This is a genomic window from Actinomyces ruminicola, from assembly GCF_900103885.1.
GTDB lineage: Bacteria > Actinomycetota > Actinomycetes > Actinomycetales > Actinomycetaceae > Actinomyces > Actinomyces ruminicola.
Genome location: NZ_FNIM01000001.1, coordinates 512,917 through 525,298 on the forward strand (window position 1 = coordinate 512,917; position 12,382 = coordinate 525,298).

Below are 12,382 nucleotides of genomic sequence, written 5' to 3' on the forward strand. Positions count from 1 at the left end.
TCGCCCAGGTCTCGCAGACCACTTCGACCGATCTCGGCACGTAGCTTCTACCGATCTCGACGGTTATATCTACCGATCTCGGCGAGGGGCGGCAGAGCGGCAGCGGCCTGCGGCTAGAAGAGCGTGGGCTGGGAGGGGGCGGCGGACTCGATCCAGGCGACCAGGGCGGAGTGCGAGTCCTCGACCATGGCCAGCTCGAAGTCCTCGCCGCGGTAGCGGCAGTGCACATCGACGACCCGCCCGCCCTGGCCGCGCCGGTGCACCGGCCCGAGCTCGAGGTCGTCACGCCTGAAGCGACGACGGCGACGCAGGCCGAGGGAGACGAGTCGGTGCCACTCCAGCTCGTCATAGCCGAATACCGCAATGCCGCTGATCCAGTGCCGACTGCCCGCCGGACGCAACGCGCATTCGAAAGAGCCGACCCGCCCGGCCAGATATCGCAGCCGTAGCAGGAATCCTCCGGTGAGGGCAATGACCACTAGCGCCACGGCGACGACCATCTCCCACACCGGCATGCCCTCCCTCAGTCCCGCATGCCCACGCCGGGTATGACGATGGTCTCGGCGAGAACGTCACTTACGGTGACGGCGGAGTCGGTCACCTCCGCGCCGGCGGCGTCGGCCGCCACGGTGACCACGTCGCCGTAGACGGAGCAGAAGCCGCCGGCCACGGGAATGCTGACCGCCTCGCCCTCGGTCGGGGTGATGCGCACGTTGCCGCGCCCGAGCACAGCCAGGATCGGCTGCCGCCCGGGCAGCACGCCGAGCTCGCCGTCGGGCAGCGGGACCGAGACCCGGGCGGCGGTGCCGACCCAGGCCTCGCCCCCGTAGCGGGAGACCACCTCCACGCTCAGACTGCGCTCGCCGGGCATGTCAGGCGTCCGCCATTTCTGCCGCGCGGCGCTCGAGGTCCTCGATGCCGCCGATGTTGAAGAAGGCCTGCTCGGGCAGGTGGTCGTAGTCGCCCTCGGTGATGCGCCGGAAGGCCTCGATCGTCTCCGCCAGCGGCACCGTGGAGCCGGGCACACCCGTGAACTTCTCCGCCATGTAGGTGTTCTGGGACAGGAACTGCTCGATGCGGCGGGCGCGGCCCACGGTGACCTTGTCCTCCTCGGAGAGCTCGTCCACGCCGAGGATGGCGATGATGTCCTGCAGCTCCTTGTTCTTCTGCAGGATGGACTTCACGCGGGTGGCGACGTCGTAGTGCTCCTGGCCCACGTACTGGGGGGCGAGCAGCCGGGAGGTGGAGGCCAGCGGGTCCACCGCCGGGTAGATGCCGCGGGAGGCGATGTCGCGGGACAGCTCCGTGGTGGCGTCCAGGTGGGCGAAGGTGGTGGCCGGGGCGGGGTCGGTGTAGTCGTCGGCGGGCACGTAGATCGCCTGCAGGGAGGTGATGGAGTGGCCGCCTGCCGAGGTGATCCGCTCCTGCAGCTGACCCATCTCATCGGCCAGGTTGGGCTGGTAGCCGACGGCGGAGGGCATGCGGCCCAGTAGCGTGGAGACCTCGGAGCCGGCCTGGGTGAAGCGGAAGATGTTGTCGATGAACAGCAGCACGTCCTGGTGCTGCACGTCCCGGAAGTACTCGGCCATGGTCAGCGCGCTCAGCGCCACCCGCAGCCGGGTGCCCGGCGGCTCGTCCATCTGCCCGAAGACCAGCGCGGTCTTGTCGAACACGCCGGCCTCGTCCATCTCGCCGATCAGGTCGTTGCCCTCACGGGTGCGCTCGCCGACGCCGGCGAACACGGACACGCCGCCGTGGTTCTGGGCGACGCGCTGAATCATCTCCTGGATGAGGACGGTCTTGCCCACGCCGGCACCGCCGAACAGGCCGATCTTGCCGCCCTGCACGTAGGGGGTGAGCAGGTCGATGACCTTGATGCCGGTCTCGAACATCTGCTCCTTGGGCTCCAGCTGCTCGAAGGTAGGCGGCTGACGGTGGATCGGCCAGCGCTCATTGATCTCCAGGTGCTCGCCCGGCTCGAGGTTGAGCACCTCGCCGGTGACGTTGAAGACGTGGCCGAGGGTGACGTCACCGACGGGCACGGAGATGGGGGCGCCGGTGTCGCGCACCTCGGAGCCGCGCACGAGCCCGTCGGTGGGCTTGAGCGAGACGGTGCGCACGATGTTGTCGCCCAGGTGCTGGGCCACCTCCAGGGTGATCTCGTGGGCCTCCTCGCCCTCGCCGGTGGCGTTGACGGTCACCTTCAGCGCGTTGTACATCGCCGGGATCGCGTCCGGCGGGAACTCGACGTCGACGACGGCGCCGATGATCCGGGTGACGTGCCCGATGGCGGTGGCGGGGGTCCCTTGGGGGGTCGTGTCGGTCATGATGCGTTCTTCCGTATCCGTTCTGCCAGAAGCTGCGGGGGCGGGTGGCTGTTGGTGGGGCCGGCGGGGCCGGGCCGCTATTGCGAGCCCAGGGCGTCGGCGCCCGAGACGATCTCGGTGATCTCCTGGGTGATGTCGCCCTGGCGGGCGGCATTGGCCAGGCGGGTGTAGGTGGCGATCAGGTCCTCGGCGTTGGAGGTGGCCGTGTGCATGGCCTGCTGCCGACTGGCCAGCTCGGAGGCGGCGGCCTGCAGCAGGGCGTTGCGGATGCGGCTGCGCACGTAGCGGGTGAGCAGGGCGTCCAGGACTGCGTCGGCGCTGGGCGAGAACTCGTACAGCGGCCGCGCACCGGTCCGCTCGGCCCGCACCCGCTCGACGTCGGCGGCCAGGTCCTCGCGGCTGAGCTCGCCGGGGCCATCCACGTCCACCACGGTCAGCGGCAGCATGCGGCGCACCTCGGGCACCTGCGAGACCATTGACACGTAGCGGGTGAAGACGATGTGTACCTCCGCCACGCCGCCGGCCTCGGGACTGGACAGGAAGTAGTCCAGCATGACGGTGGCGACCTCCTCGATGGAGGCGTCGCTGGGGCGGTCGGACTCGCCGGTCCAGGAGAACTCCACCGGGCGGCCGCGGAAGGCGAAGTAGGCTGCGGCACGGCGCCCGTAGGTGAACAGGACCGGTTCCCTGCCGGCCTCGACCAGCTGCTCGATGAGCCGCTCGGTCTCCCGCAGGATGGTGGCGGAGTAGGCGCCGGCCATGCCCCGGTCCGAGGTGAGCACGAGGACGGCGACCCGGTCCGTGTCCTCCCGCTCGCGGGTGAGGGGGTGATCCAGGGCCGCGTGGGTGCCGACGGCGGCGACGGCCTGGCTCAGGGCGTGGTCGTAGGGGCCGGCCTCCTGGGCGTTGTGGCGTGCGGAACCGATCCGGGAGGAGGCGATGAGCTCCATCGCCCGGAAGACCTTCTGCAGCGTCTGGGTCGACCGGATGCGCTGCTTGTAGATGCGCTGGTTCCCTGCCACGTCGGTCAGCCCCTCTTGACCACGATCTGCTCGGCGGTGTGCTCCGCCGGGACCTCTTCCTCGAGCGCCTCGACCTGGCCGGAGAGCATGCGCCCGCCGGCCAGGTAGGTGGTGCGGAAGGACTCCACGGCCTGGCGCAGCGCCTCCTCGGTGTCCTCGTCCAGGCGGCCGGTGTCCCGGATGGTGGCCAGGATGTCGGTGTTGCGGCGCAAGTGGTCCAGCAGGGTGCGCTCGAAGGGCAGCACGTCGGTGACGTCCAGGTCATCGAGGTAGCCGTTGGTGCCCGCCCACACGCTGGCGACCTGCTCCTCGACCGGGTAGGGGGTGAACTGCGGCTGCTTGAGCAGCTCCATGAGTCGCTCACCACGAGTCAGCTGCTGGCGAGTGGCGGCATCCAGGTCGGAGGCGAACATGGCGAAGGCCTGCATGGAGCGGTACTGGGCCAGCGTGATCTTGAGCGTGCCGGCCACGGTCTTCATCGCCTTGATCTGGGCGTCCCCGCCGACGCGGGAGACCGAGATGCCCACGTCGACGGCGGGGCGCTGGTCGGCGTTGAACAGGTCGGACTGCAGGAAGATCTGCCCGTCGGTGATGGAGATGACGTTGGTGGGGATGTAGGCGGAGACGTCGTTGGCCTTGGTCTCGATGATCGGCAGGCCGGTCATCGAGCCGGCCCCCAGCGCGTCGGACAGCTTGGCGCAGCGCTCCAGCAGCCGGGAGTGGAGGTAGAAGACGTCACCGGGGTAGGCCTCGCGGCCCGGCGGACGGCGCAGCAGCAGGGAGACGGCGCGGTAGGCCTCCGCCTGCTTGGACAGGTCGTCGAAGACGATGAGCACGTGCTTGCCGCCGTACATCCAGTGCTGGCCGATGGCGGAGCCGGTGTACGGGGACAGGTACTTGAAGCCGGCCGGGTCCGAGGCCGGGGAGGCGACGATGGTGGTGTACTCCAGGGCGCCGCGCTCCTCCAGGGTGGCGCGCACGGAGGCGATGGTGGAGCCCTTCTGCCCGGTGGCCACGTAGATGCAGCGCACCTGCTGGCTCGGATCGCCCGTCTCCCAGGCCGCCTTCTGGTTGAGGATCGTGTCCAGGGCGATGGCGGTCTTGCCGGTCTTGCGGTCGCCGATGATCAGCTGGCGCTGGCCGCGGCCGATCGGGATCATGGAGTCGATGGCCTTCAGCCCCGTCTGCAGCGGTTCGTGCACGGACTTGCGGGCCATGACGCCGGGTGCCTGCAGCTCCAGGGCGCGGCGCCCCTCGGCGGCGATCTCGCCGAGCCCGTCGATCGGCCGTCCCAGCGGGTCGACGACGCGGCCGAGGAAGGCGTCGCCCACGGGTACCGAGAGGACCTCACCGGTGCGGTGCACCACCTGGCCCTCGTCGATGCCGGAGTAGTCGCCCAGGATGACCACGCCGATCTGCCGCTCGTCCAGGTTCATCGCCAGTCCGGCGGTGCCGTCCTCGAAGGTGAGCAGCTCGTTGGCCATCGCCCCGGGCAGGCCCTCCACGTGGGCAATGCCGTCGGCGGCGAAGACCACGTGCCCGATCTCGTCGGCGGCCACCTGGGCCGGCCGGTAGGAATCGACGAACTCCTCCAGGGCGGAGCGGACGTCCTCCGCTGCGATGGTCATATCAGCCATCTGTCGTCTCCTTCGCTGTGGCTTGCTGCATTGTCGCAGCTGTTCGTTTGGCTTGTGTGGGCGGCACCCGTATCCGCGGGCCGCGTCATCCGGTCAGGCTGGTGCGCAGCCCGGCCAGCGAGTGGCGCACGGTGTTGTCCATGACGAGGTCGCGCACCATCACCCGAACGCCACCGATGACCTGAGGGTCGACCTCAAGGTTGAGTTCCACGTCGAATCCCAGCCGGCGGACCAGGATCTCGCGCAGGCGGGCCTGCTGCGCCGTCGTCAGCGGCACCGCCGTGACGACGTCGGCGATGACCCGGTTCTGCATGGCGGCGGCCAGCTCGGTGACGCGCCTGAGGTTGTAGGGCACCCCGCCGACGGCGACCTCCGGCTGGTGGCGCACGCTCCAGACGACCAGGGTCATGGCCGGGCCGGAGATGCGGGAGGCGAACAGGCGGCATGCCAGGCGCACCCGGGCGTCGGTGCTGGTGCGGCGGGCCGGCTCCAGTGCCTGCCGGATCTCCCGGTTGGCGGCGACCTCGCGGGCGACGGCGAAGAGCTCCTGCTCGACGTCGTCGAGAGTGCCGCCGGCCTGGGCGCCGGAGAGAATGGCCTGTATGCCCAGATCGTGCAGGGCACTGATCAGGTCCACGGCCCGGGACCAGCGGCCGCGCACCATGCCCTGCAGCAGCTCGACCACGCGCGCATCCGCCCGTCCGGTGAACAGGCGGCAGGCCAGGGAGGCCTTGTCCTCCGGCTCCCGGTTGGGGTCGGTCAACGGCCCGCGCAGGGCGTTGGAGGCGATCTCGTGGGCGACGGCGAGGATCTGCTCGCCGAGCTCCTGCCCCTGCGCCCCGGCGGCAGCCAGGACGGGCGCCCAGGCCTCCTCGGTGAGCGCGCGGGTGGCGGAGGTGCCGGCTTTCACCGAACCGCCCCCGCTCGCGCTGACCAGGCGGGGCTGACCGGCGTGTGCTCGAGCTCGTCGAGGAAGCGGTCGATCACGCGTCCGGACAGTTCGGTGTCGGCCAGGTGCTCGCCTACGAGCTTCTCGGCCAGGTCGGTTGCCAGCAGGCCGATGTCGGCGCGCAGCGAGATCTGAGCGGCCTGCTTGTCGGCCTGAATCTGCCGCTCGGCGGCCTCCATGGCGCGGCCGGCCTCACCGGCTGCCTCGGCACGGGCGGCGGCGATGATCTTCTCCGCCTCGGTCTGGGCGTTCTCGCGGATCTTGGCGGCCTCCAGGCGGGCGTCCTCCACCAGGCGGGCGGCCCGGGCCTCGGCGTCGGACTGCTCCTCCTTGGCCTTCTCAGTCAGGGCCAGGCCCTCCTCGATCTTGGCGGTGCGCTCGTCGAGCACCGCGTTGAAGCGCGGCAGGGCGTACTTGACCAGGACGACGGCGATGAGCAGGAAGCAGAGCGTGCCCCACACCAGGTCGGCCAGGTGCGGCACGAACAGGAAGATACCCTCCGGCGCCCCGGCCTCGGCCGCCATGACGGCACCGACAGTCATGCCCGATCAGTCCTCAGAAGACGAAGCCGGCGGCGAAGCCGAGCAGGCCGAGGGCCTCGATCAGCGCCGCGCCGATGAACATGTTGGTGCGCAGCACGCCGGCGACCTCGGGCTGACGAGCGGTGGACTCCTGGGTCTTGGCCACGACCATGCCGATGCCGAGGGCCGGACCGACGGTGGCCAGGGCGTAGCCGATGGTCGCGATAGAACCGGTGATTCCCATGTGGTATCTCCTCGTGTTGGTGGGTGCGGATGGGGGTCAGTGGGCGGATGAGGGGGTCAGTGCATGTGCACCGAGGACTCGATGTAGACGGCGGACAGCAGGGCGAAGATGTATGCCTGCAGGGCCGCGACGAAGGCCTCGAACAGGATGAAGACAATACCCGCCACGAAGGTGATCGTGCCCAGGACCTTCAGCTGAGCGGTGGCGTAGACGAATAGGGCGTTGGTGGCCAGGAAGCACAGCGACAGCAGCAGGTGCCCCGAGATCATGTTCGCCATGAGACGGACGGTCAGCGTGAGCGGACGCAGCACGAAGGTGGAGAGGAACTCCACCGGAATGATCAGGGGGTAGAGGAAGCCGGGCACACCCGCGGGGACGAGTGCTCCCCTGACGAACTTGCCCGCCCCGTTGGCGCGCACGCCCGCATAGACGAAGGCGATGTAGGAGACAATGGCGAACACCAGCGGCATGCCGACCACACCGGTGGAGGCGATCTGCAGCCCGGGCAGGATGCCGGAGATGTTCAGGAAGAACACGCCCAGGAAGATCGTGGTGATGATCGGCGCATAGCGTGCACCGTACTTCTCGCCGAGAATCTCCACCGCGATGTTCTTGCGCACGAACTCCAGCAGCATCTCCAGCAGGTTCTGCATGCGCCCCGGCACGACCTTGGCGCGGGCCGCGCCGATGCCGAACAGGGCCACCAGCACCAGCGTCATGATGATGCGCACCAGCATGACCCGGTTCAGCTCGAAGGGCGTGCCCACCAGGGCGAAGGCCTGGGGATAGAAGTCGTCGAGCGAGGGTGGCTCGAAGCCGCCTCCGTCCGCCGCCGGTGCGATGGCGGCCAAGCCGGCCGCCAGGGTCGCGCTCGTGGTCACCGGACCTCCTCGGGGACGATTACGGACTTCGAGGCACCGTCGTGCCGCCGCGAGGTGACCGCGGTGACCGAGGGCATTCGCCACCGTATCCGGCGCCGGCGCCTCGCGGTCATGCTACTCCCTTCCACAGGGGTATGACCTTACCTGTCTTCCGCCCCGGTCGCACTTTCGCCGAGATCGGTAGAAGTCACGTGCCCAGATCGGTAGCTATGGCGGACGTCGGGGTGCCACGGCCGACGGCGCCGTGGGTGGGGTGTTGGCGGCGGGACACCGTTACGGGCGCCCCCGTGGCAGTCCAGTGGCCGACATCGCGGACCCGGCGACTATGCGCCCGGGTTCACTTCGTCGTTCTCACCATTGCGCCCGCCCTCGTTCGTGTTCGACCGGCCGGAGGGCGCATGGCTGCCGGAGCCGAGTGAGACGACCTCCACGGCCGTCACCCCCAGCAGCACTGCGGCGAAGGTACAGAAGAACCAGCCCGGCGCCAGCTGTTCCCGGTGACCCCCGAGCACCAGCACCATCCCGATCATCACCAGGACCTTCCCGCCGAAGGAGGCCATGACTCCGGCGGACGCCAGCATCGGGAAGCGGTCCCAGGGCACGAGCAGGGCGACCACGGTGATAGCGGTCAGCAAGCCCCCGGTCAGGGCGCCCCAGGCGGCGCCGGTCCAGGCGGTGCCCCCCGCCAGGGCACCGGCAACCAGCGCGACGGCGGTAATGGCGCCGCCCGCACAACCCGCGCGCACTGCGGTGCGCCGGAACAATCCCTGCTGCGACATCCGCCGGGGAGAGGACCGTTCCTGCTTCAACGGCGTCCTCCCGAGCCGTGCCGGGCACGTACGTGTCGGGCGCCCAGGCGTCGTGCCCAGGCCTGGCGCACTCCGGGCATCAGGTCCACGGTCACGACCAGGGCGATGCCCACGCCTGCGAGGCTGCCCACCAGCACCCAGTTCAAGGGGAAGAAGGCCATGGCCGCCACGGAGTACGCGGCCACCGCCGCCCACACGTACATCACCAGCACGGCGCGGCGGTGGGAGTGACCGGCTGCGAGCAGCCGGTGGTGCATGTGCATGCGGTCGGGGTGGAAGGGGCTGTGGCCGGCGCGGGTGCGGCGCACGATCGCCATGATCATGTCCATCAGCGGCAGCAGCAGCACCGCCAGGGGAATGAGCACGGGCAGGAACACCGGCACGGCCGTCGGCCCCTCGAGCGTGCCCGGGTCGATCTGCCCGGTGACGATGATCGTGCCGGCGGCGCTGATCAGCCCCAGCTGCATGGAGCCGGAATCGCCCATGAAGATGGTGGCGGGATGGAAGTTATGGGGCAGGAAGCCCAGGCAGATGCCTACCAGCGCCGCCATCACCGTGGCCGCCAGGGAGGTGTAGGACTCCGGGGAGGTGGTGCGGGTGAGCACGTATATGTACAGGAAGAAGGCGGAGGCGCCGATGCCGATGATGCCGGCGGCCAGTCCGTCCAGGCCGTCTACGAAGTTGACGGCATTGATCACCGCCAGGACGACGATGATCGTGGAGAAAAGCGACAGCCGCGAGGAACCGATCGTCAGCCCGCCGACGGGGAAGGTGATCAGCTGGACGCCCCGCCAGGCCATAAGGCCGGCGGCCAGCACCTGCCCGACCAGCTTGGTCATCCAGTCCAATTCCCACAGGTCGTCGATGACGCCGAGGACGCACACCAGCCCGGCACCCAGCACCACGGCCCAGGCGGAGGAGTCGATGACGTTGGACAGGTAGGGCACCTGGGAGGCGACGACCATCGCGGTGGCAAAGCCGGCGAACATGGCCACTCCGCCCAGCCGCGGGATGGGGGTGGAGTGCACGTCCCGCGCCCGCACCGGGGTGAGCGCACCGCTGACCAGGGCAAGATGGCGCACGATCGGCACAGCCACATAGGTGACGGCCGCGGCGACCAGCAGCACCAGCAGGTAGACCTTCACGCGCCCATCCCCTCCAACTGCGTACGGGTGATAACGCCCTCGCGCAGGATCTCGGGGGCCCGGGTGGCCCGCCCGGCCAGGGACACGATGGTGGAGGGGACGGGGCCGGGGGTGGGCCCGCCGTCGAGCAGGAGGATGTCCCCGGCTCCCGCGGCGTCTGCGTCGCCGTCGACGTCGACGACGCGGCCCGGGAAGGCGGCGCGCACGCCGACGGCGTCGGTCGCCGGGGCGCTGCCGGTGACGTTGGCGGATGTGACCGCCATGGGGCCGGTGGCGCGCAGTAGGGCCAGTGCGAGGGGGTGGTCGGGCATGCGCACGGCGATCGTGCCGCCGGTGTCCCCCAGGTCCCAACCGAGGCCGACGGCGGCATCGAGCACCAGGGTCAGCGCCCCGGGCCAGAAGGACTCCATGAGGGCGCGAGCGGCGTCCGGGACGTGGGCGACGACGCCGTCGAGCTGGGCTACGTCCGCGACCAGCACCGGCGGCGGCATGGAGCGGCCTCGTCCCTTGGCGGCCAGCAGCCGGGCGACGGCGGCCGCGTCGTCGGCGCGCACGCCCAGGCCGTAGACCGTGTCGGTGGGCAGGGCGAGGAGTCCGCCTGCGGCGACGTGCGCGGCGGCCCTGGCGATCTGCTCGGGCGCCGGCTCCGGATGGGCCTGCTCTGTCACGGCCGTCATCCTCGCACGATTCAGCCGTACGCGCGCGCACGCGCCCCGGAATCATGGTGGGAGCCGAGCATGCTCACGATGGGGCGGGGAGGGGCGGGTTGCGTTTCAGCCAATGGGGACCTTCGGTAGTGGCGCTGCTCACGAATTGGCGGTGAACTGACACCGTGTCAGCGTCGACATCCGAGGAGCCAGCCATGCCCACCACCACCCGCCAGGCAACCGCACCGAACTCCGCCTACCCGCATCTCCTGTCGCCCCTGACGATCGCCGGGCACGTCCTGCGCAATCGTGTCCTCATGCCGCCCATGGGCACCGAGATGTGCACCGAGGACGGGCTTTCCACCCCGCGCGAGGCCGCCTACTACGGGGCCCGCGCCGTCGGCGGCACCGCCGTCGTCATGACCGGTATCAACTTCGTCCAGTCCGACCTCGAGCCCGTGCACAAGGGCCTGGCACGGGTCGACTCCGACGAGTGCATCCCGGGCCTGCGCGGCATCGCCGACGCCGTCCACGCCGGCGGCGGCCTGGCCTCCCTCCAGCTCACCCCCGGCCTGGGCCGCAACAACCAGTACTACGACGAGCTCGGGATGGAGCCGGTCTCGTCCTCGGACAACACCTACTTCTTCGACCCCTCGCGCCGCTGCCGGGCCCTGACGACCGAGGAGATCCGCCTCATCGTCCAGCGCGTGGGCGAGGCCGCCCGCCGCGGGGCCGAGGCGGGCTTCGACGCCATCGACCTGCACGGCCACACCGGCTACCTCGTCGACCAGTTCATGAGCGCGGTGTGGAACCGCCGCACGGATGAGTACGGCGGCTCGCCCGGCAACCGCGCCCGCTTCGCCGTGGAGTGCCTGCGCGCCATCAAGGACAACGCCCCCGGCTGCATCGCCTCCTTCCGCATCTCGGTCAACCACCGATTCGAGGGCGGGCGCACCTGGGAGGAGACCCAGGCCCTCGTCCAGGCCCTCGAGGCCGGCGGTCTCGACATGATCCTGTGCGACGACGGCTCCTACGAGGCCATGGACTACGTCTTCCCGCCGTACTACCTCGGCGACGCCCCGATGTGGGAGGCCGCCGCCAGGGTCAAGGAGGTCGTCTCCATCCCCGTGGCCGCCTGCGGCTCCCTCACCCCTGAGATCGGCGAGCGGCTCATCGCCGAGGGCAGTGCCGACCTGGTGGCACTGGGACGCCCGCTCATCGCCGACCCCGACATCGTCGTCAAGCTCGCGCAGGGCCGCCGGGCCGACATCCGCCCCTGCATCCGCTGCAACCAACTGTGCACCGGCAACGCCTTCTTCGGGCTGCCGGTGGCCTGCGCGGTCAACCCCGAGGCGGGCTTCGAGCTCGAGCGCGTCATCGAACCCGGCAGCGTCGCCGAGCCCAAGCGCGTCGTCGTCGTGGGCGCCGGCCCGGCAGGACTCGAGTTCGCGCGCGTCGCCGGGCTGCGCGGGCACCGCGTGGAGGTGTACGACAAGGGTGACGGGATCGGCGGCGTCCTCCTGCCCGCGGCGACCCCCGAATTCAAGCGGGAGCTGTTCCGCATGATCGGCTGGTGGGAGCACCAGCTCGAGCAGATCCCCACGGTGAGCATCCACCTGGGTCATGAGGTCACGCCCGAGGACGAGGTCCTCACCGGCGCCGACGTCCTCGTCCTCGCCATCGGCTCGCACCCCCTCGTTCCCGAAGCGGTCGCCGTCGCCCCCGGGGCACGGCCCGTCGACGTGCTCGAGTTCCACCGCGGGGCGCCCCTGGGCAAGCGCGTCGTCGTGTGCGGCGGCGGCCTGTCGGGCGCCGACGCCGCGCTCGAGATCGCCCAGGCGGGCCACGAGGTCGTCATCCTGGAGATGGCCGAGGCGATCGCCGGGGACATGCTGATGCTCAACCGGATCTCGCTGCTGCGCGAGCTCGAGGCGCACAGGGTCGAGATCCGCACCCGCGCCCTGGTCAAGGAGATCACGCCCGACGGCGTGCGCCTGGCCGGGCCCGACGGCGCCGAGGAGCTCGTCGAGGCCGACACCGTCATCACGGCCTTCGGCCTCAGACCCGCCACAGGCGAGGGCGACGCCCTCGCCGCGGCAGTTCCCGACGCCGAGGTCATCCGGGTCGGCGACTGTGTCAAGCCGCGCAAGGTCGGCGATGCCATCAATGACGCCTACGTCGCCGCGCTCGCCCTGTAAGC

13 protein-coding genes are annotated in these 12,382 nt (G+C 70.4%); 1 reads left to right on the forward strand and 12 read right to left on the reverse strand.

The genetic code is table 11. The features are described 5' to 3' along the window. Positions 1–113: 113 nt before the first annotated feature. The 12 genes from BLR49_RS02160 to BLR49_RS02215 all read right to left on the reverse strand — a co-directional run bounded on the left by BLR49_RS02160 (position 114) and on the right by BLR49_RS02215 (position 10,212). The gene (locus BLR49_RS02160) at positions 114–515 is read right to left on the reverse strand and encodes a DUF2550 family protein (RefSeq protein ID WP_092532627.1); all 402 of its coding nucleotides are present in this window, start codon (positions 513–515) and stop codon (positions 114–116) included. An 8-nt stretch (positions 516–523) separates the two neighbouring features. Continuing rightward, the gene (locus tag BLR49_RS02165; RefSeq protein ID WP_092532630.1) at positions 524–871 is read right to left on the reverse strand and encodes a F0F1 ATP synthase subunit delta/epsilon; all 348 of its coding nucleotides are present in this window, start codon (positions 869–871) and stop codon (positions 524–526) included. 1 nt (position 872) lies between these two features. Further along, the gene (atpD, locus tag BLR49_RS02170; protein ID WP_092532633.1) at positions 873–2,327 is read right to left on the reverse strand and encodes a F0F1 ATP synthase subunit beta; all 1,455 of its coding nucleotides are present in this window, start codon (positions 2,325–2,327) and stop codon (positions 873–875) included. A 77-nt stretch (positions 2,328–2,404) separates the two neighbouring features. Beyond that, a complete protein-coding gene (locus tag BLR49_RS02175; protein ID WP_092532636.1) occupies positions 2,405–3,349 on the reverse strand; it encodes a F0F1 ATP synthase subunit gamma in 945 nt (314 codons plus the stop codon). Positions 3,350–3,354: 5 nt separating this feature from the next. After that, entirely contained in the window at positions 3,355–4,986 is a 1,632-nt protein-coding gene (atpA, locus tag BLR49_RS02180; RefSeq protein WP_092532639.1) for a F0F1 ATP synthase subunit alpha, read from the reverse strand. A gap of 85 nt (positions 4,987–5,071) precedes the next feature. Beyond that, positions 5,072–5,896 carry a F0F1 ATP synthase subunit delta gene (locus BLR49_RS02185; protein ID WP_092532642.1) on the reverse strand — a complete coding sequence of 275 codons (825 nt, stop codon included), beginning with the start codon at positions 5,894–5,896 and terminating at the stop codon, positions 5,072–5,074. Continuing rightward, complete coding sequence (locus tag BLR49_RS02190; RefSeq protein ID WP_245690309.1) at positions 5,893–6,477, reverse strand: F0F1 ATP synthase subunit B; 585 nt, start codon at positions 6,475–6,477, stop codon at positions 5,893–5,895. The genes BLR49_RS02185 and BLR49_RS02190 overlap by 4 nt, the downstream gene beginning before the upstream one ends. A gap of 13 nt (positions 6,478–6,490) precedes the next feature. After that, the gene (atpE, locus tag BLR49_RS02195) at positions 6,491–6,694 is read right to left on the reverse strand and encodes an ATP synthase F0 subunit C (RefSeq protein ID WP_092533395.1); all 204 of its coding nucleotides are present in this window, start codon (positions 6,692–6,694) and stop codon (positions 6,491–6,493) included. A gap of 62 nt (positions 6,695–6,756) precedes the next feature. Further along, a complete protein-coding gene (atpB, locus tag BLR49_RS02200) occupies positions 6,757–7,581 on the reverse strand; it encodes a F0F1 ATP synthase subunit A (RefSeq protein WP_092532645.1) in 825 nt (274 codons plus the stop codon). Between the two features lie 323 nt (positions 7,582–7,904). After that, the gene (locus tag BLR49_RS02205; protein ID WP_092532648.1) at positions 7,905–8,360 is read right to left on the reverse strand and encodes a hypothetical protein; all 456 of its coding nucleotides are present in this window, start codon (positions 8,358–8,360) and stop codon (positions 7,905–7,907) included. A gap of 26 nt (positions 8,361–8,386) precedes the next feature. Further along, positions 8,387–9,535 (reverse strand): MraY family glycosyltransferase, encoded by a 1,149-nt coding sequence (locus tag BLR49_RS02210; protein ID WP_092532651.1) that lies wholly within the window; start codon positions 9,533–9,535, stop codon positions 8,387–8,389. After that, positions 9,532–10,212 (reverse strand): L-threonylcarbamoyladenylate synthase, encoded by a 681-nt coding sequence (locus BLR49_RS02215; RefSeq protein ID WP_092532653.1) that lies wholly within the window; start codon positions 10,210–10,212, stop codon positions 9,532–9,534. Before BLR49_RS02215 ends, BLR49_RS02210 begins: the two co-directional genes overlap by 4 nt. 185 nt (positions 10,213–10,397) lie before the next feature. Between BLR49_RS02215 and BLR49_RS02220 the strand changes: the two genes are divergently transcribed. After that, positions 10,398–12,380, forward strand: a complete 1,983-nt coding sequence (locus BLR49_RS02220; RefSeq protein WP_092532656.1) for an oxidoreductase — start codon at positions 10,398–10,400, stop codon at positions 12,378–12,380. Positions 12,381–12,382 lie beyond the last annotated feature (2 nt).